The organism is Methylorubrum sp. SL192 (assembly GCF_026672325.1).
Taxonomy (GTDB): domain Bacteria; phylum Pseudomonadota; class Alphaproteobacteria; order Rhizobiales; family Beijerinckiaceae; genus Methylobacterium; species Methylobacterium extorquens.
This window is the reverse complement of the sequence record NZ_JAPPQV010000003.1, coordinates 1,228,841-1,252,546: the sequence shown is the minus strand read 5'-3', so window position 1 is coordinate 1,252,546 and position 23,706 is coordinate 1,228,841. Positions and strand designations below refer to the sequence as shown.

At 68.2% G+C, this 23,706-nt stretch carries 23 protein-coding genes and 1 pseudogene; 8 read left to right on the top strand and 16 right to left on the bottom strand.

The window, feature by feature from the left end:
* Positions 1-251: 251 nt before the first annotated feature.
* Entirely contained in the window at positions 252-1,319 is a 1,068-nt protein-coding gene (gene purM, locus OVA30_RS06600) for a phosphoribosylformylglycinamidine cyclo-ligase (RefSeq protein ID WP_056463562.1), read from the top strand.
* Complete coding sequence (gene purN, locus OVA30_RS06595) at positions 1,316-1,975, top strand: phosphoribosylglycinamide formyltransferase (protein ID WP_268174992.1); 660 nt, start codon at positions 1,316-1,318, stop codon at positions 1,973-1,975. Before purM ends, purN begins: the two co-directional genes overlap by 4 nt.
* Before the next feature lie 176 nt (positions 1,976-2,151).
* On the opposite strand, the gene OVA30_RS06590 is transcribed toward purN, so the two are convergent.
* From OVA30_RS06590 to OVA30_RS06540, 11 genes are all read right to left on the bottom strand, one after another.
* Positions 2,152-3,723 (bottom strand): SpoVR family protein, encoded by a 1,572-nt coding sequence (locus OVA30_RS06590; protein ID WP_268174991.1) that lies wholly within the window; start codon positions 3,721-3,723, stop codon positions 2,152-2,154.
* 47 nt (positions 3,724-3,770) lie between these two features.
* Entirely contained in the window at positions 3,771-5,075 is a 1,305-nt protein-coding gene (locus OVA30_RS06585; protein ID WP_056503792.1) for a YeaH/YhbH family protein, read from the bottom strand.
* A 103-nt stretch (positions 5,076-5,178) separates the two neighbouring features.
* Positions 5,179-7,131 carry a PrkA family serine protein kinase gene (locus tag OVA30_RS06580; protein ID WP_003598016.1) on the bottom strand — a complete coding sequence of 651 codons (1,953 nt, stop codon included), beginning with the start codon at positions 7,129-7,131 and terminating at the stop codon, positions 5,179-5,181.
* A 259-nt stretch (positions 7,132-7,390) separates the two neighbouring features.
* On the bottom strand, positions 7,391-7,864 hold the full coding sequence (locus OVA30_RS06575; protein ID WP_238507948.1) for a 4-aminobutyrate aminotransferase: 474 nt from the start codon (positions 7,862-7,864) through the stop codon (positions 7,391-7,393).
* A gap of 141 nt (positions 7,865-8,005) precedes the next feature.
* Positions 8,006-8,425 carry a hypothetical protein gene (locus OVA30_RS06570; RefSeq protein WP_015950813.1) on the bottom strand — a complete coding sequence of 140 codons (420 nt, stop codon included), beginning with the start codon at positions 8,423-8,425 and terminating at the stop codon, positions 8,006-8,008.
* A 141-nt stretch (positions 8,426-8,566) separates the two neighbouring features.
* Entirely contained in the window at positions 8,567-9,064 is a 498-nt protein-coding gene (locus tag OVA30_RS06565; protein WP_003598012.1) for a MerR family transcriptional regulator, read from the bottom strand.
* Between the two features lie 53 nt (positions 9,065-9,117).
* Entirely contained in the window at positions 9,118-9,444 is a 327-nt protein-coding gene (locus OVA30_RS06560; RefSeq protein ID WP_003598011.1) for an integration host factor subunit alpha, read from the bottom strand.
* Positions 9,445-9,652: 208 nt separating this feature from the next.
* Complete coding sequence (locus OVA30_RS06555) at positions 9,653-10,633, bottom strand: beta-ketoacyl-ACP synthase III (protein WP_056463571.1); 981 nt, start codon at positions 10,631-10,633, stop codon at positions 9,653-9,655.
* Positions 10,634-10,666: 33 nt separating this feature from the next.
* Entirely contained in the window at positions 10,667-11,725 is a 1,059-nt protein-coding gene (gene plsX / locus OVA30_RS06550; protein WP_082289945.1) for a phosphate acyltransferase PlsX, read from the bottom strand.
* 164 nt (positions 11,726-11,889) lie between these two features.
* On the bottom strand, positions 11,890-12,408 hold the full coding sequence (locus OVA30_RS06545) for a YceD family protein (protein WP_076643947.1): 519 nt from the start codon (positions 12,406-12,408) through the stop codon (positions 11,890-11,892).
* Entirely contained in the window at positions 12,405-12,971 is a 567-nt protein-coding gene (locus tag OVA30_RS06540; RefSeq protein ID WP_056119338.1) for a ubiquinol-cytochrome C chaperone family protein, read from the bottom strand. The genes OVA30_RS06545 and OVA30_RS06540 overlap by 4 nt, the downstream gene beginning before the upstream one ends.
* Positions 12,972-13,128: 157 nt before the next feature.
* Between OVA30_RS06540 and OVA30_RS06535 the strand changes: the two genes are divergently transcribed.
* Positions 13,129-13,626 carry an outer membrane protein assembly factor BamE gene (locus tag OVA30_RS06535; RefSeq protein WP_003597998.1) on the top strand — a complete coding sequence of 166 codons (498 nt, stop codon included), beginning with the start codon at positions 13,129-13,131 and terminating at the stop codon, positions 13,624-13,626.
* Here the strand turns inward: OVA30_RS06535 and OVA30_RS06530 are convergent.
* The 4 genes from OVA30_RS06530 to OVA30_RS06515 form a co-directional block, all read right to left on the bottom strand.
* Positions 13,620-14,291 carry an HAD hydrolase-like protein gene (locus OVA30_RS06530; protein WP_268177462.1) on the bottom strand — a complete coding sequence of 224 codons (672 nt, stop codon included), beginning with the start codon at positions 14,289-14,291 and terminating at the stop codon, positions 13,620-13,622. The two genes, OVA30_RS06535 and OVA30_RS06530, sit on opposite strands and share 7 nt — an antisense overlap.
* Positions 14,292-14,414: 123 nt before the next feature.
* Positions 14,415-15,503 carry an alkene reductase gene (locus OVA30_RS06525; protein WP_003597994.1) on the bottom strand — a complete coding sequence of 363 codons (1,089 nt, stop codon included), beginning with the start codon at positions 15,501-15,503 and terminating at the stop codon, positions 14,415-14,417.
* Positions 15,504-15,646: 143 nt separating this feature from the next.
* Positions 15,647-16,183, bottom strand: coding sequence for a GNAT family N-acetyltransferase (locus tag OVA30_RS06520; RefSeq protein ID WP_268174989.1), 537 nt, complete (start codon positions 16,181-16,183; stop codon positions 15,647-15,649).
* A complete protein-coding gene (locus OVA30_RS06515) occupies positions 16,156-17,775 on the bottom strand; it encodes a glucan biosynthesis protein G (protein ID WP_268174988.1) in 1,620 nt (539 codons plus the stop codon). Before OVA30_RS06515 ends, OVA30_RS06520 begins: the two co-directional genes overlap by 28 nt.
* Before the next feature lie 684 nt (positions 17,776-18,459).
* Here OVA30_RS06515 and OVA30_RS06510 point away from each other — a divergent pair.
* Positions 18,460-19,626, top strand: coding sequence for a type III PLP-dependent enzyme (locus tag OVA30_RS06510; protein ID WP_003604242.1), 1,167 nt, complete (start codon positions 18,460-18,462; stop codon positions 19,624-19,626).
* A gap of 178 nt (positions 19,627-19,804) precedes the next feature.
* On the top strand, positions 19,805-20,362 hold the full coding sequence (locus OVA30_RS06505; RefSeq protein ID WP_268174987.1) for a GNAT family N-acetyltransferase: 558 nt from the start codon (positions 19,805-19,807) through the stop codon (positions 20,360-20,362).
* 147 nt (positions 20,363-20,509) lie between these two features.
* Here the strand turns inward: OVA30_RS06505 and OVA30_RS06500 are convergent, their stop codons facing one another.
* On the bottom strand, positions 20,510-20,698 hold the full coding sequence (locus OVA30_RS06500) for a hypothetical protein (RefSeq protein WP_003604239.1): 189 nt from the start codon (positions 20,696-20,698) through the stop codon (positions 20,510-20,512).
* Between the two features lie 273 nt (positions 20,699-20,971).
* On the opposite strand from OVA30_RS06500, the gene OVA30_RS06495 reads away from it, so the two are divergent.
* From OVA30_RS06495 to OVA30_RS06485, 3 genes and pseudogenes are all read left to right on the top strand, one after another.
* Entirely contained in the window at positions 20,972-22,420 is a 1,449-nt protein-coding gene (locus OVA30_RS06495) for a homospermidine synthase (protein WP_147017953.1), read from the top strand.
* 87 nt (positions 22,421-22,507) lie between these two features.
* Positions 22,508-23,067, top strand: a pseudogene (locus OVA30_RS06490) (Uma2 family endonuclease).
* 71 nt (positions 23,068-23,138) lie between these two features.
* Entirely contained in the window at positions 23,139-23,705 is a 567-nt protein-coding gene (locus OVA30_RS06485; protein ID WP_015950800.1) for a Uma2 family endonuclease, read from the top strand.
* Position 23,706: the final 1 nt, after the last annotated feature.

The following is a 23,706-nucleotide window of genomic DNA, read 5'->3' as shown; positions in this document are numbered from 1 at the left end:
CAGGTCTTGCAAGCCGGACCTCGCATGGCGGGCCTTGCCGCGCGCGGCGGGAAGGCGTTCGATCGCCGCCTCGCCTCGAGGGGAGAGGGCGCCAGGGCAGCCGAGACCACCGATCGAGGCGGTTTTCGCCCGCGGCACGGCATGATGCTGTGCCCGAACACGCCGCCCCGCGCCGGTGACAGTGGCCAATCGCGCCGCGATGTGGCAGCGGGTTTTGGCATGATCAGCGATTACCGGACGACGGGGCGGCGATGACGGCGCAGGACGGAAACGGGCTCACCTACGCGCAGGCCGGCGTCGACATCGACGCGGGCAACGCGCTAGTCGAGACGATCAAGCCGCTGGTGCGCGCCACGCGCCGGCCGGGGGCGGATGCGGAGATCGGCGGCTTCGGCGGGTTGTTCGACCTCAAGGCCGCGGGCTTCAAGGACGCGATCCTGGTCGCCGCCAACGACGGCGTCGGCACCAAGGTAAAGATCGCCATCGAGACCGGACGCCACCACACGATCGGCATCGACCTCGTGGCGATGTGCGTCAACGACATCATCGTGCAGGGCGCCGAGCCGCTGTTCTTCCTCGACTATTACGCCACCGGAAAGCTGGTGCCCGGCGTCGGCGCCGACATCGTGCGCGGCATCGCCGAGGGTTGCCGGCAGGCGGGCTGCGCGCTGATCGGCGGCGAGACCGCCGAGATGCCGGGACTCTACGACGGCTCCGATTACGATCTCGCCGGCTTCTCGGTGGGGGCGGCCGAGCGCGGCACGCTGCTGCCGCGCCCCGGCATCTTGCCCGGCGACGTGGTGCTCGGCCTGCCCTCCTCGGGCGTCCACTCGAACGGGTTCTCGCTGGTGCGGCGGATCGTGGCCAAGACCGGCCTCGGCTACGATGCCGACGCGCCGTTCGCGCCCGGCCGCAGCCTCGGCGAGGCGCTGCTGGAGCCGACCCGGATCTACGTGAAGCCGCTGCTCGCCGCCCTGAAGCGGGCCGGCGGCATCCGGGCGCTCGCCCATATCACCGGCGGCGGCTTCCCCGACAACCTCCCCCGCGTCCTGCCCGACGGCGTCGGCATCGCAATCGACCTCTCGGCGATTGCCGTGCCGCCGGTCTTCGGCTGGCTGGCGCGCGAGGGCGGGGTCGCGGAAGCGGAGATGCTGCGGACCTTCAACTGCGGCATCGGCATGGTGGTGGTCGCCGCCGCCGACGCGGCCGACGCCGTGGCGGACGCGCTGACCGAGGCCGGCGAGGCGCCGGTCCGGCTCGGGCACATCACCGAGCGCGGGGCGGAAGCCGTGACCTTCACGGGGCAGCTCGCCCTGTGAGCGCTCCGGCCCCGAAGAAGCGCGTCGCGATCCTGATCTCGGGCCGCGGCTCGAACATGGTCTCCCTGATCGAGGCGGCGCGCGCCCCCGATTATCCGGCCGAGATCGTGCTCGTGCTCTCGAACCGCCCCGACGCCGCCGGCCTCGACCGCGCGCGGGCGGCGGGCATCCCGGCCCGCGCCATCGACCACAAGGCGTTCCCCGATCGCGCCCGCTTCGACGCCGCGCTCCAGGCGGAGCTGGACGAAGCGGGCATCGAACTGATCGTGCTCGCCGGCTTCATGCGCATCCTCACCGACGCCTTCGTCGAGGCTTGGAGCGGCCGGATGATCAACATCCACCCCTCGCTGCTGCCGCTGTTCAAGGGCACCCACACCCACGAGCGCGCGCTGGACGCGGGCGTGCGCCTGCATGGCTGCACCGTGCATTACGTCGTGCCGGAACTCGATGCCGGGCCGATCGTCGCCCAGGCCGCCGTGCCGGTGCTGCCGGGCGACGACGCCGACACGCTGAGCGCCCGGGTGATTGTGCAGGAGCATCGGCTCTATCCGGCAGCGCTCGCCCTGATCGCGGGCGGCGGCGCCGTATTGGAAGGCGGCCGCGTGCGCTTCACGGCGCAGACGCGCGACGCCGGAGCCGCGATCCTGTCGCTTTGAACCCTGATTTCCTCGGGCCGCTCCACCCAGCGACCTCATCCTGAGGTGCCGCGAAGCGGCCTCGAAGGGTGCTCCCGATCCCGCGCGGTCCCTGGACGATCCTTCGAGGGCGACGCTTCGCGCCGCCACCTCAGGATGAGGGTTAGGATGGGAGCGGCCGACCGGCTTTCTGCAAATCAGAAGAAGATCGGCCGCGCGCTCGCCGAGTGCTCGACCAGCACCGCGCCGGTGGCCGGATCGACCTCCTTGAGTACCGCGTCGTAGCCCCACAGGTCGGCGAGGTGCTGGAGCACGCGCCGGGCATCCTCCCGCTGCAGGGTGATGCGGTTGAGCGCCTTGTGGTGGAGGATCAGCCGGCGGTCGCCCTCCAGATCCACGTCCACCACCTCGATGTCGGGATCGAGCCACGCCACATCGTATTGGCGGGCGAAGGAGCGCCGCATCTTGCGGTAGCCGCGCTCGTCGTGGATCGCCGCGACGCGCATCTCCGGCTCGTCGGGATCGTCCACGACGTGAAACAGCCGCATGTCGCGCATCAGCTTCGGGCTCAAGAACTGCGCGATGAAGCTCTCGTCGCGGTAGTTCTCCCAGCAATCGCGCAGCACGCCCATGGCACCGCCGGTCCCGGCGATGTCGGGGAACCACTCGCGGTCCTCGTCGCTCGGCTGCTCCACGATGCGGGCGATGTCCTGCATCATGGCAAAGCCCAGCGCGTAGGGGTTGTGACCGCCGAAGGAGCGGTCGTCGAAATTCGGCTGGCGGATGACGTTGGTGTGCGAGGTCAGGAACTCGAGATAGGCCGCCTCACTGAGCTGCCCCTTCTGCGAGAGGGCATTCATGATCCGGTAGTGGCAGTAGGTGGCGCAGCCCTCGTTCATCACCTTGGTCTGGCGCTGCGGGTAGAAGTACTGCGCGACCAGCCGGACGATCCGCAGGATCTCGCGCTGCCAGGGCCGCAGGCGCGGGGCCACCTTCTCCAGGAAGTAGAGGATGTTTTCCTGCGGCAGCTCCAAGAGCGCCTTGCGCCGCTCCAAGGCCGGGTCGCCCTTGGCCGCGCCGGTCTTGGCCGGCAGGGTGCGCCAGAGGTCGTTGTAGATCTGCTCGCCGTGTTCCTCGCGCTCGCGCTCCCGGCGCTGCTCGCTCGCCAGATCCGGGCGCTTCTTGCGGGGATAGCGGTGGACGCCCTGGCTCATCAGCGCGTGAGCGGCGTCGAGCACGTGCTCGACCGCCTGATGCCCGTAGCGCTCCTCGCAGCGGGCGATGTAGCTCTTGGCGAAGTCGAGATAGTCGAGGATGCCTTCGGCATCGGTCCATTGTCGGAACAGATAGTTGTTCTTGAAGAAGTGGTTATGGCCGAAGGCAGCGTGGGCGATCACCAGCGTCTGCATCGTCGCCGTGTTCTCCTCCATCACGTAGGAGATGCACGGATCGGAGTTGATGACGATCTCGTAGGCGAGCCCCATCAGGCCGCGGCGGTAGCTCGCCTCCTGCTGGGCGAAGTGCTTGCCGAAGGACCAGTGCTTGTAGAACAGCGGCATGCCGATCGAGGCATAGGCGTCGAGCATCTGCTCGGCGGTGATGATCTCGATCTGGTTCGGGTACCACGACAGACCGAGTTCAGGCCCGGCCACGGCTTCGCAGGCATCGTGGATGCGCCGGATCGTCTCGAAGTCCCAGTCATTGCCGGAAAACAGCAGCTCGCCCGGTTTGGGTGCTGTCGACTTCGTGCGGCTCAGGCTCGCGACCATGTCGGCCCTTCTCTTCGACGCTGTCTCGCCTCCCCTCACGGGGAGGCTTATCGATCCGCCTCCGCCCGCGCGTCCTTGCGGCCGAACAGCTCGCGGAACACGGGGTAGATGTCGCGGCGGTGGTTCACCTTGCGCATGGCGAGCGGTTCGCCGGCCTTGGCCAGCGCCTCGTAGGTCCGCCACAGGGTGGTGCGGTGCTCGACGAAGCCGGCGCGCGGGCCGTTCTCGTCACCGACTTCGAGATAGGCGAAGTGCTGGCAGGCCGGCAGGATGTGCGCGCGCAGCAATTCGGTCGAGGTCGGCCCGTCGGAGGAGACGTTGTCGCCGTCCGAGGCTTGCGCGGCGTAGATGTTCCAGTCGTCCGGCGAGTAGCGCTCGGTGACGATGCGCTTCATCTCGGCCAGCGCCGAGGAGACCAGCGTGCCGCCGGTCTCGCGGGAGCCGAAGAAGGTCTCCTCGTCCACCTCGGCCGCCTTGTCGGTATGGCGGATGAAGACGATCTCGACGTGCTTGTAGCGGCGCGTCAGGAAGATGTGCAGCAGGATGTAGAAGCGCTTGGCCAGATCCTTCATGTGCTCGGTCATCGAGCCCGAGACGTCCATCAGGCAGAACATCACAGCCTGGGCGATCGGCTTCGGATAGGGCTCGAACCGGCGGAAGCGCAGGTCGATCGGATCGACATAGGGGATGCGCTTCGAGCGCTCGCGCAGTTCGAGCAGCTTGAGCTTCAGGTCGGGCAGGCGCGGATCCCTGGCGGTCTCCGCCGCGGCGATCTCGGCCTCCAAGGCCGCCACCTCCTCCAGCTTCGGCCGCTTCAGGGCGATGCGCCGGGACATGGAATTGCGCAAAGTGCGCGACAGGGCGAGGTTCGCCGGCGACCCTGAGACCGTGTAGCCGGCCCGGCGCAGGCCTTCCGTCTCGACCACCGCCAGCCGCCGCTTGGCGAGATCGGGCAGTTCGAGGTCTTCGAGGAAGAGGTCGAGGAATTCTTCGCGCGTCAGGACGAAGTGGAAGGCGTCCTCGCCATTCTCGCCGCCGTCCCCGCCCTCGCCGGAGCCGCCGCCGCCCCCGCCGCCCGGCGGGCGCTCGATGCGGTCGCCCTCCACGTAGGTCTTGTTGCCGGGCAGGATGTAGTCCTGATGGCCCGTGCCCGGCTGGCGCGAGAAGCGCGGCTCGCGCACCCCGTCGCCGGGCACGGTGATGCGCCCGTCCTTGCCGAGGTTCTTGATATCCTTCTCTCGGGCGGATTCCCGAACCGCGCGCTGTGCGACGTCCTTGACCCGGCGCAGGAAGCGTTGGCGGTTCGGGAGGCTCTTACCACCTGGATTGAGCCGACGGTCGACGATGTGCATCCGGGGTCGCTCAGCGCCTTCAAGTCTCACGTCCCCGCTCGGGGACAAAGGTGCGGAAGTGCGGCGGCGGATGCCGGAAGACTTCGCCTTAGAGGGCTTGCCCTCAACCCGCCTGCTTCACCCGCATGTACCATTCCACGAGTCGCCGGACCTGCCGTTCGGTGTAGCCCCGATCCGTCATGCGATCGACGAACTCGCCGTGCTTCTTCTCCGTGTCGCTGTCCTTCTTGGATCCAAAGGAGATCACGGGCAGCAGTTCCTCAACCTGAGAGAACATCCGCCGTTCGATCACTTCGCGCAACTTCTCGTAGGACGTCCAGGACGGGTTGCGCCCACCGTGCTGCGCCCGAGAGCGCAGCGCGAACTTCACCACTTCGTTGCGGAAATCCTTCGGGTTGGCGATGCCGGCCGGCTTCTCGATCTTGGTCAGCTCCTGGTTGAGGAGCTCACGGTTGAGCAGCTGGCCGGTCTCGGCGTCCTTGAAGTCCTGATCCTCGATCCAGGCGTCCGCGTAGTCGATGTAGCGGTCGAACAGGTTCTGCCCGTAATCGTGGTAGGATTCGAGATAGGCCTTCTGGATCTCGTGGCCGATGAACTCGGCGTAGCGCGGCGCGAGTTCGGTCTTGATGAACTCGATGTAGCGCTTCTCGGTCTCGGGCGGCAGCTGCTCGCGCCGGATCGCTTGTTCCAGCACGTACATCAGGTGGACCGGATCGGCCGAGACCTCGGTGGTGTCGTGGTTGAAGGTCGCCGCCAGCACCTTGAAGGCGAAGCGGGTCGAGATCCCGTCCATGCCCTCATCGACGCCGCCGGTATCCTTGTATTCCTGCATCGAGCGGGCGCGGGGATCGACCTCGCGAAGCGACTCGCCGTCGTAGACCCGCATCTTCGAGAACAGGTTGGAATTGGCGTGCTCGCGCAGCCGCGAGAGCACCGAGAAGCGGGCCAGCATCTCCAGAGTCCCCGGCGCGCAGGCAGCGGTGGAGAGCTCGGAGCTCGAGATCAGCTTCTCGTAGATGCGCTGCTCCTCCGTGACCCGGAGGCAGTAGGGCACCTTGATGACGTAGATGCGGTCGATGAAGGCTTCGTTGTTCTTGTTGGTCTTGAACGATTGCCACTCGGCCTCGTTCGAGTGCGCCAGGATCACGCCCGTGAACGGGATCGCGCCGATATTCTCGGTGCCGACATAGTTGCCCTCCTGCGTCGCCGTGAGCAGGGGGTGGAGCATCTTGATCGGCGCCTTGAACATCTCGACGAATTCGAGAACGCCTTGGTTCGCCCGGTTGAGGCCGCCCGAGTAGGAATAGGCGTCCGGATCGGCCTGGGAGAGTGTTTCGAGGCGGCGGATATCGACCTTGCCGACCAGCGAGGAGATGTCCTGGTTGTTCTCGTCGCCCGGCTCGGTCTTGGCGATGGCGATCTGGCGCAGGCGCGACGGCCGCACCTTGATCACCTTGAAGCGGGAAATGTCGCCGTCGAACTCGTCGAGGCGCTTCAGGGCCCAGGGGCTCATCAGGCCGGTGAGGCGGCGGCGCGGGATGCCGAAGCGCTCCTCGATCTCGCGGCCCATGGCCTCGGGGTCGAACAGGCCGAGCGGGCTTTCGAAGACCGGGGAGACCTCGTCGCCGGCCTTCAGCACGTAGACCGGATGGACCTCCATCAGCGCCTTGAGGCGCTCGGCGAGCGACGACTTACCGCCGCCGACGGGGCCGAGCAGGTAGAGGATCTGCTTGCGCTCCTCCAATCCCTGCGCCGCGTGGCGGAAGAACGAGACGATCCGCTCGATCGTCTCTTCCATGCCGTAGAACTCGGCAAAGGCCGGGTAGACCCGGATCGTGCGGTTCATGAACACCCGGCCCAACCGCGCGTCGCGGGCGGTGTCCACCATTTCCGGCTGGCCGATCGCATCGAGGATGCGCTCGGCGGCGGAGGCGTACATCAGCGGATTGTCGCGGCACGCCTCGAGATACTCAGAGAGCGTCATCTCCGTGTCGCGGCGTGCTTCATAGCCGCGAGCGAAGCTCTGGAACAGGTCGTTCGTCGAGTGCAGCGGCATTCGAACACCCCCTTCAGGCTGATGACAGCTTCATCCTGTCTCGGGTCGAACGCAACTGACATTGCGGGTTTTGTCGCACCGCCCACAGGAGGGCTGTCTTGCGTGTGAAACGGGACACACTCAAAGCTGACCGGGATTTAGCCCGAGCTTGACCGGCCCCGAACCCGAGGCAGAAACCTCCGGCCGAAGACCGGAAGCCCCTGGTATTCGTCAAAATTGCTGCGTCGCGGTATGATCGCGCACGAAACCGTCTATCCGATCAGAGATCGGTGCCGCTTTTCTTCTCGTCCTTGGACTTTTCGTCCTTGCCGACGGTGATGCGGATGTCGCGCTTCTCGGTCTCGCCGTCGGCATTTTTGATCTCGACGACGACCCCGTCGGCGCCCGTATAGCCGCTGTTGGGCTGGTAGAAGATCGCCTGAACCTCGGCGTCCTTGTTGGGGCAGCGGTACTTGGCCGGTGTCTTGAGCTTACCCGCCTTCGTGATGAGCGAGCCGGATTTCGGCGGCGTCACCACCCTGATCTCGGGCATCGGGCCGGCCGAGCAATCCTTCTTCAGGTTCGGCACGATCACGAGGCGCGCCTGCTTGCCGGCGGGCACGGTCTCGCTCTTGGTAACGGTGGTCTGCGCGAGGGCGGGCCCGGCGAGACAGAGCCAAGCAGCGGCGAAGGCGGCGGGCAGCGCCGCGATCGGTCCCGTGGATTGTCTCTTGGCAGTGGTCGGCAGATCCATCGGCGTTTCCCTTGAGCGTCGTTCGGGCGACCGGCCGGAGAGCGACTGGGCGCCACAGAAGATGTGGGGAGGGCGCCGGCTTGCGTCGAGGCTCGCCCCTTCGAATCTTGCCGAACGAATTTTGCCGAAGGCCGCGCCCGCTCAGTGCTGCAGCGCGGCGGCGACCGTGCCGGCCACCCGCGCGATCTGCGCGTCATCGAGCTGTCCAGCGAGCGCCTGGGTCAGCGCCTTCTCGACCCGCTCGCGTTCGCCGAGATCGGCGAAGGGTGCAGCCGGAATGTCCGCGTCGCCCAAGTCGCAGGCGCGGCGGATGGTATCGGCGGCCCTGAGCAGCGTCTCCCGATCGGCCGGGCCCATATCCCAAAGCGGCGCCCGCAGCCGGCTGATGACCCGCCGCGCGTCCCGATATTCCCGATCGACGGTGGTCGACGCCTCGATCTGGCTGACGAGGAACATCAGTTCCAGAACCTCGTTGGCGGCTTCCGGGCAAGCGCGCACGATCCGCATCACGCGGGCGATGAGTTCCTGGGTCGGAGACATCCGGGAGCGAGGGGGGGCCATGGCGCCTCAACGCCGTTCCGCCGGTAAAGTTCAGCCCGCATGGGCCGGCCGAAGCGCCGGGTGGGCCGAAATCCGCGAGGCTGGCCAATGCCTTGCGCGCAAGCGAGTTTTCGGGATTCGACGGCGGCACTCGGTCCCGCCTCAGGCGGCCTCGTGATCCGCCTCGTCGAGGCCGGCGAGCAGGGCTCGGCAGGCACGCAACTCGGCAAGCGCCCCCTCGAGCGCCCGGCGATCCGAGGCCGCCGCCTCGACGCTTTCCTCGTCCCGGTCGATGCCGGTCGGCGCGCCAACCTCGGCCTCGCCGCGGCCGAGCGCCTGGACGAAGCGCACGCCGTTCTCCTTGAGGACGCGCTGCGCCCCGCGGATCGTGTAGCCTTTTCCGCGCAGCAGGCAGCTCACGCCCCTGATGAGATCGACATCCTCCGGCCGATAGTAGCGCCGGCCGCCGGCCCGCTTCGTCGGCTTGATCTGGCTGAACCGGCTCTCCCAGAAGCGCAGGACGTGCTGCGGCACGCCGAGTTCCTCGGACACTTCGGTGATGGTGCGGAAGGCGCCGGGGCTCTTCTCGCTCCGCTCGTCACCGGCAGGCGTATCGACGGCGGAAGAATCGAGGGCGGGGGATTCCAGCGGCAGTCCCATGGCAGCGCCTCAAACCAGATTGTGCGGGAGAGGACCGGAGCGGCTTGGCCGGGTCACTCGTCCTCATCCATGTCGAGCCCGTTGACGTGGCCGCCATTGATGCGGGCCTTGAGAACGTTCGAGGGCTTGAACACCATCACCTGCCGCGGCTCGATCTCGACCTCGACACCGGTCTTCGGATTGCGGCCGATGCGCTTGCCCTTGGAGCGCACGACGAAGGAGCCGAACGAGGACAGTTTCACCGTCTCGCCCGAGGATAGGCACGTGCAGATCTCGGCAAGCACCGTCTCGACCAGCGCGGCCGATTCGGCCCGTGACAGACCGACCTGCTGGTAGACGGCCTCGCTCAAATCTGCGCGTGTGACCGTCTTGCCCGCCATCCGCTCCCCCTTCCGGCCGAGTTGCTCGACATCCCTGCCATCCTTCTCAGGACGTACGGATGCAGCCTCCGCTCAAATGCCGTGCGGGTTCCCCGACAAAGGATCCCGCCGTGTATCTCTATGATCGAACACGCTAATCGGCTGAGGGGCGACGGTCAACAGAACCTTACGGTTGACAGGAGGCTAGGCTCGTTCCGACGCTCATCGCCTACCAGCGGATGAGCGCGGCGCCCCAGGTGAACCCGCCGCCGATCGCCTCGATCATCACGAGGTCGCCCTCGCGGATGCGCCCGTCGCGGCGGGCGGCGTCCAGCGCCAGGGGAATCGAGGCGGCCGAGGTGTTGCCGTGCCGATCGACGGTGAGCACCACCTTTTCGCGGGCGATGCCGAGCTTGTCGGCCGAAGCCTCGATGATCCGGCGGTTGGCCTGGTGCGGCACGAACCACGCGAGGTCGTCGGCGGTGGTGCCGGAGGCGCGGAAGGCGTCCTCGATCACGTCGGTCACCGAGCCGACCGCGAAGCGGAACACCTCGCGACCCTCCATGCGCAGCTTGCCGGTGGTGCCGGTCGAGCCGGGCCCGCCATCGACGTAGAGCTTGGCCCGGTGGCGCCCGTCCGAGCGCAGGCAGCTCGAGAGCACGCCGCGGTCGGCACTCGTGCCCTCACCCTCGCGGGCCTCCAGCACGATGGCCCCGGCACCGTCGCCGAACAGCACGCAGGTGGTGCGGTCCTCCCAGTCGAGCAGCCGCGAGAAGGTCTCGGCGCCGATGACGAGGGCGCGCTTGGCGCCACCCGTCGTCAGGAAGCGGTCGGCGGTGGCCACCGCGTAGACGAAGCCGGCGCAGACCGCCTGAAGGTCGAAGGCGAAACCGCCCTCGATTCCGAGCGCCGCCTGGATCTGGGTGGCGGAGGAGGGGAAGGTGTGGTCGGGGGTCGAGGTCGCGCAGATCACGAGATCGATGTCGGCGGGCGAGAGCCCGGCATCGTCGAGGGCCGCCATCGCCGCGCGGGTGCCGAGCACCGAGGTCGTCTCGTCGGCGCGCGCGATGTGGCGCTGGCGGATGCCGGTGCGCTGGACGATCCACTCGTCGGAGGTTTCGATCCCGCGTTCGGCGAGATCTGTGTTCGTGACGACGGTCTCGGGCAGATACGCCCCGCAGCCGACCACGACGGAGCGCGCATGCGCCATCAGATCCGTCCCTTTCTCACTTCTGTGCCCGGCTTACTTCTCGATCAAGCCGGTTTCGAGCCCGGCGGCGACCGCCGGCGTCTGCTCCAGCATATCCCGGATCGTCCGCATCAGGTCGTAGCGCGCCATGTCGTAGGCAAGATCGACGGCGGCCGCGAAGCCCTGAGCGTTCTCCGAGCCGTGGCTCTTGATGACGATACCCTCCAACCCGAGGAACACGCCGCCATTGGCCCGGCTCGGGTTCATCTTCTCGCGCAGGGCCGCGAAGGCTTGGCGCGCGAACAGGTAGCCGATCTTGGCCGAGAGGGTCCGCCCCATCGCCGCCTTGAGATAGGAGGCGATCTGCTTGGCCGTGCCCTCGGCCGTCTTGAGGGCGATATTGCCGGTAAATCCTTCCGTCACCACGACATCCGTGGTGCCGCGGCCGAGATCGGTGCCCTCGACGAAGCCGTGATACGTAAAATTGGGCAGCTCCGACTCGCGCAGGAGCCGGGCGGCCTCCTTCACGGCCTCGTTGCCCTTCATCTCCTCGGTGCCGACATTGAGCAGCCCGACCGTCGGGCGCTCGACGTCGAGGACGATCCGGGCCATGGCCGAGCCCATCACCGCCATCTCGACGAGATGCTCGGCATCGGTGCCGATGGTGGCGCCGACATCGAGCACCACACTCTCGCCGCGCACGGTCGGCCACAGGCAGGCGATGGCCGGGCGCTCGATACCGGCCATGGTCTTGAGGCAGATCTTCGACATCGCCATCAAGGCGCCGGTGTTGCCGGCCGAGACCGCGGCCTGGGCCTCGCCGTCGCGCACCGCCTGAATCGCCCGCCACATCGAGGACTTGCCCCGGCCCTGGCGCACCGCCTGGCTCGGCTTGTCGTCCATGGCGATCGAGACGGTGGTGTGGCGGATCTCGACGGCGCCCTTCAGGCGCGGCTCGGCCTCGACGAGAGGGCGCACCACCGCCTCGTCACCGAACAGGATGAAGTGAAGCTCGGGGTGCCGCTCACGGGCGATGGCCGCACCGGGCACGACGGTCGTGGGGCCGTGATCGCCGCCCATGGCGTCGAGCGAGATGCAAACGCGGTTCGACATGGTTCCTTCGGGGCGCCGCGGGGTAAGCCGGCGGGCAGCGAGCGTGAAGGGGCGTCACAGGCCCCGGAATCGGCGGCGCAAAATAGCGGCAGCGCCCCGCCGGGCAAACAAAAACTCAACCACCGTCGTGATGAGGCCTGCCGGAAGGCTGGCGGGCCCGTCCATCAACCCTTGTCCCCACCGAGCTTGGCCCGCAAAGCCGCCAGATCGGAGAACGGCAGCGGATCCTCGCCGACCGTGACCGCATCGAAGGCGACGCCGGGCTTGCGCGGATAAGGATCGAGGCCGAGCGCCAGGAATTCCGCGGTCAGCACGCCGAAATCGACGCGTCCGTTCACGATCGGATCGGGGAGATCGACATCCTCGGCGTCGGTGCCCTCCAGGATGTCGGCATTGGTGAAGTCGACCTCGACGGGTTCGGAGACCTTCGCCTCGAAGGGCTCCAGCGTCACGGTGCAGACCTGGGTCACCACGGCCTCGACCCGGCCCTCGGCGTGCAGCCGGGTCAGCGAACCGCTCAAGGTGAAGCGGCCGACGAGGTCGCGGATGGCGGGGACCTTGAAGTCGCGGGCCAGGGCCTCGCACTCGGCCGGATTCGCCTCGACGACGATCTCGGCGCGGTCCTTGGGCAGGCGCTCGACGTTGACGGAGCGGGAGAGCGGCCCCGCAGGCTTCGGCGTCATCGATGGTCTCCTGAATTCTCTGTCGCGGCCGCGCCGACGGGCTCGGGGAAACGTGGCCCCTCGCCGAGCAGGCCGTCGAGATCTTGGGCCCCCAGCGCGGCGGCGGCGGCCTCGACATAGGATGCCAGCGGCCCGGCCGCCTCGGGTTCGACGCCGTCGAGGACGTTGCGGGCGAGTGTTTCGGCCAGCCCGGCCCGGTCGCCCGCATCGAGCGCGGTGCCGTAGGATCCGGCCCGGGCATAGAACGAGGCACCGAGTTTCTTGATGCGCTTGGGCACGCCCATGTCGCCGATGCCGAGTTCGCGCAGCGAAGCGTCGAGCTGCATGAAGACGGAATCGACCAGATCCTGCGCCACATCAGCCGCTGGCGGCGGCAACTGGCCGAGGCGGCGCAGCACGAGGATCACGTGCAGGCTCAACGCTTCGAACCGGCCCTCCACGGTGTCGGGCACGCCGAGCGCCGTATAGAGGCCGGGCCGGCGCGCGGCCTCGCCGATCGTCCGATGCAGCGATTGGATCGTCCGCCGCCGCCGGTCGGCGCGGCGGAATAAGCCCGCGATCATACGTTCCACCGGATGTGCCGACGCTGTGGCCAAGCTTGCCTTGTCAAAGCCATAACCCCGCGGTACGGCAACCGCGGACCAGGGTGCAAGTCCGAAGACGCGCGAGTTGAAACGCGCCGCGGATGAAGACCCTTTTGACTGGAAATCAGGGGGGCCGATGTCGCGCCGTCTCGTCTCGTCGCTTGCCCGCGCGGCCGTTCTCGGCTCCGTCGCGATCGGCGTATCAGGCTGCATCGGCGAGGATATCCGCCACGGCTATCAGATCGATCAGGCGGCTCTGGCCACGGTGAAGCCGGGCATGGGTGCCGAACAGGTGCTGCAGATCCTCGGCACCCCATCGACCGTCTCCACGGTCGGCAACAAGTCCTGGTACTACATCAGCCAGAACACCCGCCGCACGGTGATGTTCCTCGGTGAGCAGATCGAGGACCAGAAGGTCACGGCGGTCTACTTCAACCAGGGCATGAAGGTGGAGCGCGTGGCACTCTACGGCCTGCAGGACGGGCGCGTGTTCGACTTCATCGAGCGCACGACGCCGGCCAGCGGCTCTGACCGCGCCTTCATCAGCCAGCTCTTCCGCGGCCTGACCCGCTACGAGCCGTTCGGCAGCGGCGCCGGCGCGTCGGTCGTCCCCGGCGCCCGCGCCGGTCAGTAAGAGCCTCCGGGCGGGCCCACCAGGGCCCGCGCCACCGCGCCCGGCTCGGCGAACAGGAAGGCCGGACGCGTACCGGCCATGGCCTCGGGGCTGTTGTAGCCCCAGGCCACCGCGGCGAAGCCGCATCGAGCCTGCGCCGCCGCGTCCGCGTCGCGGATCTCGTCGCCCACCGCCAGCATGGCAGCCGGTTCGACGCCACCTGCCCGCGCAACCGTGCGCAGGTGGCGCGCCTTGCCGAACAGCGAGGCACCGCAGGCATAGTGCCGGATGAATCCGGCCGACGCGCCGAGAGCGCAGCGCACATTCGCCTCGCTGTTGGAACTCACGACAGCAAGCGTGAACCCCGCCGCATCGAGCCCCGCGAGCATCTCCGGAATGCCGGAAAACAGCCGCAGCTGAGGAGCGTCGCGGGTCGCGAGCGCGCGCATGTGACGGGCGATCAGCGGGACCTTCCAGGCGGGAATGCCGAGATCCTTCAGGATCGCCCGGGCGCTCAGGCCCCGTAGCCGCTCGGTCTCGCCCGCCTCGACCTGGCGGAAGCGGTAGCGCGCGGCCACGTCGTTGAGGTTGGCGCAGAACCAGGGAAAGCTGTCGGCGAGCGTGCCGTCGAAGTCGAAGGCGACGAGGCGGTAGGGAGCGACCGCCGCGGCGCCCTCCGGGGTCATGACGCTCACGGGATCGGGCACCTCCAAGACGCGGGCCTGCAAGACAGCGGAAGGCGGCCCCGCTTGCGCGAGGCCGCCTTCTGTACTCGATCGCTCAGTGTGGCTCGGAGGCCGAGGCCCGCCTTACGCCGCCTTCTGCGTCAGCGCCGGGTAATCGACGTAGCCTTCCGGCCCCTGGCTGTACCAGGTCTTCATGTCGTCCTTGGCGAAGGGCAGGCCCTTGGCGATGCGGTCGACCAGATCGGGGTTCGCGATGTAGGGCCGGCCGAAGGCGATGGCATCCGCCTCGCCCGAGGCCACCGCTTGCTTGGCGCGCTCGCCGTCATAGTCGCAGTTCAGGATGACCGGGCCGCCGAAGCGCTCCTTGATGACGGGTGCCACCGGCGCCACCGTCGCCTTGCCGAAGGTGCCGTCCGGACCCGGCTCGCGCATCTCGATGAAGGCGAGGCCAACGCGCTCCATCATCTCGGCGGCCAGTCCGAAGACTTCATGCGGATTGGAATCGTCCACGCCCTGGATCGGGCCGTTGGGCGAGAAGCGGATGCCGGTGCGATCCGCGCCGACGACGCCGGCCACCGCCTGCGCCACCTTGGTCACCAGCCGAACCCGGTTCTCGACCGAGCCGCCGTAGCGGTCGCTGCGCTTGTTGCTGCCGTCGCGGATGAACTCGTCGAGCAGATAGCCGTTCGCCGCGTGGATCTGCACGCCATCGAAGCCCGCAGCGACGGCGTTGCGCGCGGCCCGCTCGTAATCGGCGATGAGCCGCGGGATCTCGTCCTCGCGCAGAGCCCGCGCTTGGCTGTAGGGCTTCTTGCCGTCGTAGGTGTGCGCCTCGTCCGGCGCCGTGGCGACCGAGGGGGCGACCGGCGGCTCGCCGCCGAGGAAGTCGGAATGGACGAGGTAGCCCATGTGCCAGAGCTGGCAGACGATGCGCCCGCCCGCCTCGTGCACGGCCTTCACCACCGGCTTCCAGGCCTCGGTCTGCTCATCGGACCAGATGCCCGGCGCGTAGGGCCAGCCGAGCCCTTCCTGGCTGATGCCGGTCGCCTCGGAGATGATGAGGCCGGCCGTCGCGCGCTGAGCGTAATACTCGGCCATCACCGGCGTCGGAACGTGAGTCCGGGTCGCGCGGGCGCGGGTCAGCGGGGCCATGAGAATTCGGTTCGGCAGCTTCAACGCGCCGAGCGTGATCGGGTCAAAGATTGAGGGCATTCGATACTCTGTCGGGAGGGAGCGGCTCTCGAAAACGCTGCGCTGCAGGTGCCGAAGCCGCCTTCGGGTGGGCTGAACCTTGTGTCTAGCCGCCCGGTTCGCCAGTGCGCTGGCGCACCTGCGCTGCGGCGCACAAGCCAACGTTACCCTTCCGTCAGTGCCTTCTCGTAGCACCACGCCTCCATGCCGTCCTCGTAGTAGTCCGGCTTCGTCCCGGTTCGCGCATAGCCGCCCCGCTCGTAGAGCCGGATGCCGCCGCCGTTGTCGGCCCGCACCTCCAGGCGCAGCCGTTCGCAGCCATGGGTGCGGGCATCGGCCTCCGCGGCCTGCAGAAGCTTGCGCCCGAGCCCGAGGCCGGCGCGGGCGGGCGCGACGGCGAGCGATGAGAGCCGGGCGACGCGGCTGGTGCGCCGCCGCTCCGTCGTGGCCGCGCCGACGAGGATCTCGACCTCACCGCCCTCCGCCGGCTCGCGCGCAACGGCAACGAGGAGGGTCATGCTGACCGAGCGGATCGCGTGGCGGATCGCCCGCCGTTCGGCCCGGTCGGTGGTGAAGGCGGCGTGTTCGAGCGAGACGAGCGCGTCGAGGTCGGCGAGTTGGGCCGGCCGGATCTCCACCGGCACGCGGGCGGCGACGCGCTCGCTGCGGGTGCTCACGCGACGCTCCAGGGATAGGACCATGTCTCGGTCAGGGCCTGATCGTCCTTCTTCAGATAGGCCCGCAATTCGGTCGCGCCCGGCCCGTCGAGCTGCACGTCGAGGGCGACGCGGAAACCGCCGACATGCGGGTTCGGCACGATCGAGGTCGCGGTGATCCGTCCGTTGCTGGCGCTGGCGACGACTTCGGGCGGCACCGGATCGCCGAGACGCTTCTCCAGTTCCCCATCACCGAAATCGATCAGGAAGCGCCGGTTGCGCAGGGCGGTTGCATCCGCGGCCCGGCGCGCGGCGCCGCTCGCGGCGGGCTCGGCGATGAAGGTGTTCATCACCTTGCCGTTCGGGTGGAGATCCTCGGCCGCGAGCGCCCGGATCGTATAGGCGAGCCGCGCCGGCCGTCCCGCCGGATAAGGCTGGTTCGGGCGCCAGAAGGCGACGACGTTATCGGCGGTCTCGTTATCGGTCGGGAGCTCCATCAGCACGACGCTGCCCTCGCCCCAGGCGCCCTCCGGCTCGACGAAGTAGCCGGGACGGCGCTCGTAGCCGGCCTCGAGATCCTGGTAGCTGGCAAAGTCGCGGTCGCGCTGCATCAGCCCGAAACCCTTCGGGTCGCGGTCGAGGAAGGTCGAGATCCGCCGGCTTTGCGGGTTGTCGAGCGGTCGCCACAGCCACTCGCCCGAGCCGGTGGCGAGCTGGAGCCCGTCCGAATCGTGCAGTTCCGGCCGGTAATCGTCGCTGTGGCCGCGATCGGTTTCGCTGATGAAGAACATCGAGGTCAGCGGCGCGATGCCGACGGAGGCCAGATCCTGCCGCGGATAGAGCGTCGCGCTCACCCGCACCCCCGTGGTGCGGCCCGGCTCGACCGTGAAGCGGTAGGCGCCGGCCACGGAGGGACTGTCGAGCAGGGCGTGGATCGTCAGGGCCTTCGCATCCGCCGACGGCACCTCGATGTAGAACGCGCGGAAGAACGGAAACTCTTCCTTCTCGCCGTCCGAACCGATCGCCAGGGCGCGGGCGGAGAGACCGTAGAGCTGGTCCTGGCCGAGGAAGCGGAAATAGCTGGCGCCGGCGAAGACGATGAGTTCGTCGAGGCGGTCGGGTCGGTTGAGCGGTGCGTGGATGCGGATGCCGGCAAAGTTCAGGTCGCTTGGCAGCGTCCCGTCGATCCGCGTCCGGCCGAAATCGAACAGGGCCGGATCGTACGGGATCGGCGTGCTGATCCCATCGCGCACGAGGCTCACGGAGACAGGGCGCGGATAGAGAAAGCCACGGTGGAACAGCTGAAGCCGAAACGGCCCGCCGGCCTCGCCCAGCAACGCATGGTCCTTCCGGAAGCGGATGTCGCGGTAGGCGTCGTAATCGAGGCCTGCGAGCGGCGCCGGCAGCGGCGGGAAACGGCCGTCGAAGGGCTGCGCCGCGAGCGCCTGCGCCTGGCGCTCGACCATGCCGGGCTCGAAGGGACGGCTCCTCGCATCGTCTTCAGCGGACGCCGGCAGGGCCGCGGCGAGGCCGGCGGCGGCCAGCCCCGACATCACGCCCCGGCGCGAGGGCGCGCCTGTCGGCACGGCCTGCTCGGCATGGCCGTTGGGGGCGTGAGGGCCTTTGGCGCGGATCATGATCCCATCCCGAAATGCCACGGTTCAATGGCCGCTTCGGTCGGGCTTGGGAAGGGGCCGGCCGGGCTCGTGCGATGCGGAGCTGCGTCTTTCGCGCAACAATCGCGTGCCACGCCGAATTCTCACCCGATCCGGCCGGAAATCGGGGGGTAGCAGACCCGTTTTTCCCTTGTGGTCGAGAGCCCCCGGCCGTATATGGCGCCTGCCCAATTTCGCACGTGCCTGTGGCCGCGTGTCGGTTGGTGGGCATCCGGTCAACTGCCGGACAGCCGCCAGGGGTCTTAAAGGATCGATGGTCGTAAAGGGTGGATCCCTACGGCCGGCATCCGGGTGGCGACACCAGACCCTAACAACAACCGGCAGCCGGAGGCGAAACCGGCGAACCCCGCTCTCCACGGGGGACGCAGCTTAAAGCAACGACGAACGGGCTTTTTTGGTCTCGTCGGCCCTCCAAAGGCCGACACCGAAGAGGCTTGTTTATCCTTGCCCGGCGTGCGGTTGGGGTTCCCCCATCCAATCCACGGCAGCTTCCGGGGTGCTTCTCGCGCCCGCTGACCGTTCCGCGTCTCCAAAGCGCGAAGCGGAAGCGACGCATCGCCCCCTGACGCCGACGGTCCTTCCGGGACCGTCACGATTCGATCTCGCGCCCTCGACGGCGCCTCGAACCTGTGGTGGGGACGACCAATGACCGATCGCATCCGCGATTACCTGCGCGCGCGCCGCGACCTCGGCCAGGACGAGGGCCCGGTGATGGTCCTTGACCTCGATGTCGTGCGCGACAACTACACCGCCTTCGCCCGCGCGCTGCCCGACACCCGAGTGTTCTACGCCGTGAAGGCGAACCCGGCCGCGGAAGTGCTGCGCCTGCTTGCCGAGATGGGCTCCTGCTTCGATACGGCTTCCGTGGCCGAGATCGAGATGGCGCTCGCCGCCGGCGCCACCGCCGACCGCGTTTCCTTCGGCAACACCATCAAGAAGGAGCGCGACGTCGTCCGCGCGCTCAAGCTCGGCATCCGCCTCTTCGCCGTCGATTGCCAGGCCGAGGTCGAGAAGATCGTTCGCGCGAGCGAGGCGGCCGGCATCGCGGCCGGCGAGGTGCAGGTGTTCTGCCGCATCCTCTGCGACGGCGCCGGTGCGGATTGGCCGTTGTCGCGCAAGTTCGGCTGCGAGCCGGAGATGGCGGTGAACGTGCTGGAGCACGCCCACCGGCACGGCCTCAATGCCTACGGCGTCTCGTTCCATGTCGGTTCGCAGCAGGCCAACACGGAAGCCTGGGACGGGGCGCTCGCCTCCGCCTCCGAGATCTTCCGTGAATGCGCTCTGCGCGGCATCGGTCTGTCGATGGTCAACCTCGGCGGCGGCTTCCCGACCAAGTACCTCAAGCAGGTGCCGGGCGTGGAAACCTACGGCGACGCGATCTTCCGCGCGCTCACCAAGCATTTCGGCAACCGCATCCCGGAGACGATCATCGAGCCGGGCCGCGGCATGGTCGGCAATGCCGGCCTGATCGAAGCCGAGGTCGTGCTCGTCTCCAAGAAGTCGGAGGCCGAGGACGAGGTGCGCTGGGTCTATCTCGACATCGGCAAGTTCGGTGGACTAGCCGAGACCATGGACGAGTCGATCCGCTACGCGATCCGCACCGACCACGACGAGGACCGCATGGCGCCCTGCGTCGTCGCCGGCCCGACCTGCGATTCGGTCGACGTGCTCTACGAGAAGAACCACTACCCGCTGCCGGTCTCCCTCTCGATCGGCGACAAGGTGTGGATCGAGGGCGCGGGCGCCTACACCACGACCTACGCGGCGGTCGCCTTCAACGGCTTCCCGCCCCTCGCGCAGATCGTGATCTGAACCGCAATCCGGTCCCGCCCCGGCGGGACCGGCCCCGGTCAGGCTTCATTCACGCCTCTTCCGTCAGAAGTGCCGCGCGTCTCACGAGACGCGCCTGTCGTTGTGTCCCGGACGGCCCGCCTCGGCGGGTGCGAGGGCTGTTTCCCCCCGCTTCTCAGCGACCAGGGAGGGTACGGCCGTGATCCAGATCCGCGATGAAACCGCCTCCGATGTCGTGGCCCGCGAGCACCTGCTCGACGCCTGCTTCGGCCCCGGCCGCTTCCTGAAGACCTCGCAGCGCCTGCGCGAAGGTCGTCTTCCGTCGCGCGGCCTCGCCCTCTCGGCGGTGCGGGGCGAAAAACTCGTCGGCACCGTGCGGCTGTGGGATGTCGCGACCGGCTGCGGCCGCCCGGCCCTGCTGCTCGGCCCGCTCGCGGTCGATCCGGACGTTCAAGGCGCCGGCCTCGGCGGAGCGCTGATGCGGGCCGCGCTCGCCGAAGCGGCGGCGTTCGGCCATGGCGCCGTGCTGCTGGTGGGGGATGCGCCCTATTATGCCCGCTTCGGCTTCGCCCCGGAGAAGGCGGCAGGGCTCTACATGCCCGGCCCGTTCGAGCGCGAACGCTTCCTCGGACTGGAACTGGCGGCCCATGCGCTCGCGGGCGCAGAGGGCGTGCTGCGCGCGACCGGCGCGTTCGAGCGGCTACCGGAGGTCGCGGCCGAGGCCGCCACGGTCGTGGCACGACGACACGCCGCCTGAGGCGAGGCCGGGCTGCGACGCCCGCTTCCCGTCATGGAGTTAAGTGCGAAACAGGGCCCGTCGACGCGCAGGAGCGGCGGCGGACCCTGATCCGGTCGATGGTGGTCGTCATGAAATAGACCGGGAGCACCGGCACGGATCACCGGCTCAGCGGTGATAGGGCCAAGCGGTCGCGGAGAAGGACAGGCGGCTGGCACCCTCGTGGAAGGCGCGGGCCTGGCCGGCGGCCGTACGTCCGGCGCGGACGAGGGCGGCGAGGAGTGTGATGATGCCCGGATCGCGATCGATCGTCTCGATTTCGGGATGGATGGACGGTGCGGTGAGGACGGTCAGCATGGTGCGGTTTCCTTGTGCGTGCTGTCGGCCCTTGAGCGTCACTCCCTTGTTGCAGTGCAGCATAGACAGACTTTTCGGCACACGCCTCCGACGCCATCCGAGCCCAGACCTGCACTGACCTCATAGCTGAAAACCTGGAATCTTCACGGTTCCGCAACATCCGAGCGGACCGACCGGTTGACCGGCAGACGCCGAACCGTCATCCGCTCGTCACTTCCGAGCATCAATCACGCCGCTCTCAAGCAACGAGCAGCCCGACAGGAGTGTCCGCGCATGTCCGATGGCCCGAAGAAGGATTGGCCCGTCCACGGTCGCATCACCGGCCCGATCGTGATGATCGGTTTCGGCTCGATCGGCCGGGGCACCCTGCCCCTCATCGAGCGCCATTTCGAGTACGACAAGAGCCGCTTCACGGTCATCGATCCCGTCGACACCCATAAGGATCTCGCCGACAAGCACGGCCTGCGCTTCGAGAAGGTCGCGCTCACCAAGGAGAACTACCGCGACGTCCTCACCCCGCTCCTCACCGAGGGCGGCGGCCAGGGCTTCTGCGTGAACCTCTCGGTCGACACCTCCTCGCGCGACATCCTCGAACTCTGCCGCGAACTCGGCGCGCTCTACATCGACACGGTCGCCGAGCCCTGGACCGGCTTCTACTTCGACAAGGACCTGAGCCAGGCCGACCGCACCAACTACGCGCTGCGCGAGAACATCCTCGCCGCCCGCCGCGCCGCGCCCGGCGGCACGACCGCGGTGTCGTGCTGCGGCGCAAACCCCGGCATGGTCTCGTGGTTCGTCAAGCAGGCGCTGCTCAACGTCGCCAAGGACACCGGCTCCTCGACCCCTGAGCCGAAGACCCGCGAGGAATGGGCCGCGCTCATGCGCGAACTCGGCGTCAAGGGCATCCACATCGCCGAACGCGACACCCAGCGCGCCAAGAACCCCAAGCCCCAGGGCGTGTTCGTCAACACCTGGTCGGTCGAGGGCTTCGTCTCCGAGGGCAACCAGCCGGCCGAGCTCGGCTGGGGCACGCACGAGACCTGGAAGCCCGCCAATGCCCAGGAGCAGACCAAGGGCTCGCGCTGCGCAATCTTCCTGCTTCAGCCCGGCGCTGATACCCGCGTGCGCTCCTGGACGCCGACCGCGCAGGCGCAGTTCGGCTTCCTCGTGACCCACAACGAGGCGATCTCGATCGCGGACTACTACACGGTCCGCGAGGGTAACGAGGCGGTCTACCGTCCGACCTGCCACTACGCCTATCACCCGGCCAACGACGCCGTGCTGTCGCTGCACGAGATGTGGGGCAATGCCGGCAAGGTGCAGGAGCACCAGCACATCCTCGACGAGAACGAGATCGTCGACGGCATCGACGAACTCGGCGTGCTCCTCTACGGCCACAAGAAGAACGCCTACTGGTACGGCTCGCAGCTCTCCATCGAGGAGACCCGGCGGATCGCCCCCTACCAGAACGCGACCGGCCTTCAGGTGACGAGCGCCGTGCTCGCCGGCATGGTCTGGGCCCTGGAGAACCCGGAGGCCGGTATCGTCGAGGCCGACGAGATCGACTTCCGCCGCTGCCTGGAAGTGCAGACGCCGTATCTCGGCCCGGTCGTGGGCGTGTACACCGACTGGACCCCGCTCACCGACCGCCCCGGCCTGTTCCCGGAGGACATCGACCCGAGCGACCCCTGGCAGTTCCGCAACGTGCTCGTGCACGGCTAAAGCCCCGCTATAGAAAGCTCTTCGGGGCCGCCCTGTCCGGGGCGGCCCCTTTTTCGTTAAGCTGGCGCGACTGCTCGAGATTCGCATATGGCCGGCCCAGCACGCATGGACACCCGCATGCGGGTCGCGAAGTACCGGGACTGGATCGCCCCTCGCCCGGACTGTGAGCGGTGGGAACTGCTTGGCGGCGTACCGGTGCTGCAGGGGCCGCAGCCCGGTCGGCATCAGCGCATCATCACGAACATCGCAAAGCATCTCGACGATCTCGCCGAACGCCGGGGCTGCGGCGCCTATCCGAGACTCGCGATCCTGAGCGAGGCCATGGACGATTACGCGCCGATTCCCGACGTCGTGGTGCAATGCGCGAGCCGCCGGAAGGCGGCTACACCGGCGATCCTCTGCTCGCCGTGGAAGTCCTCTCCCCCTCGACCCTCGTGCTGGACCGTGGCCGCAAGACGGAGTTCTACCAGACCGTTCCCTCGCTCGCCGTCCTCCTGCTCGTGCATTAGGACGAAGCGCGGGTCGAGGTCTGGCGTCGGGCGCCGGACTGGGCGGTTGAAGTCGCCGGGCCCGGGGCGGTTATCGACCTGCCCGAACTCGGCGGCGCACTGTCCGTCGCGGAGGTCTATGCGCGCCTGACCTTCTGACCCCGCGCCGCACGCCGCTTGCTTGGCTCCGGGGCGGTGCTAGCATCACCTTCGTTTTCGGAGGTCTCACGATGGCGCTCGCCCTTCGGCGCGACCCCGGCATGCGGGTGGCGGAGTATCAGGCTTGGGTCGCCGACCTCCCGGACGAGGAGCACTGGGAGCTGATCGACGGCGAGCCGGTGTTGATGGCGCCGCAGAGCGAGCGGCATCAGCAAATTGTATTGAACTTGGCGCGGCGGCTCTCCGACATGACCCGCGACCGCGGTTGCCGCGCGATTCCCGGCATCGCTGTGCTGAGCGACAGCATGGACACCTTCGCACCGATCCCCGACGTGGTGGTGCGTTGCGGGCCACCGCTGAGGGACGCCTATGCCCGTGATCCCGTCCTCGTCGCGGAGGTGCTCTCGCCCTCGACCATGAGCCGGGATCGCGGCCGCAAGACCGATTTTTACCGGAGCATTGCCTCGCTCAAACTATTCTTGATCGCCTATCAGGACGAGCCGCGCGTTGAGGTGTGGCGCCGCGACCCCGAGTGTGGCTGGGCGTTCGAGGCCCACGGCCTCGGCGACGCGATCGACCTGCCAGAACTCGGCGGCCACTTGGCCGTTGCAGAGATCTATGACGACATCGCTTTCTAGA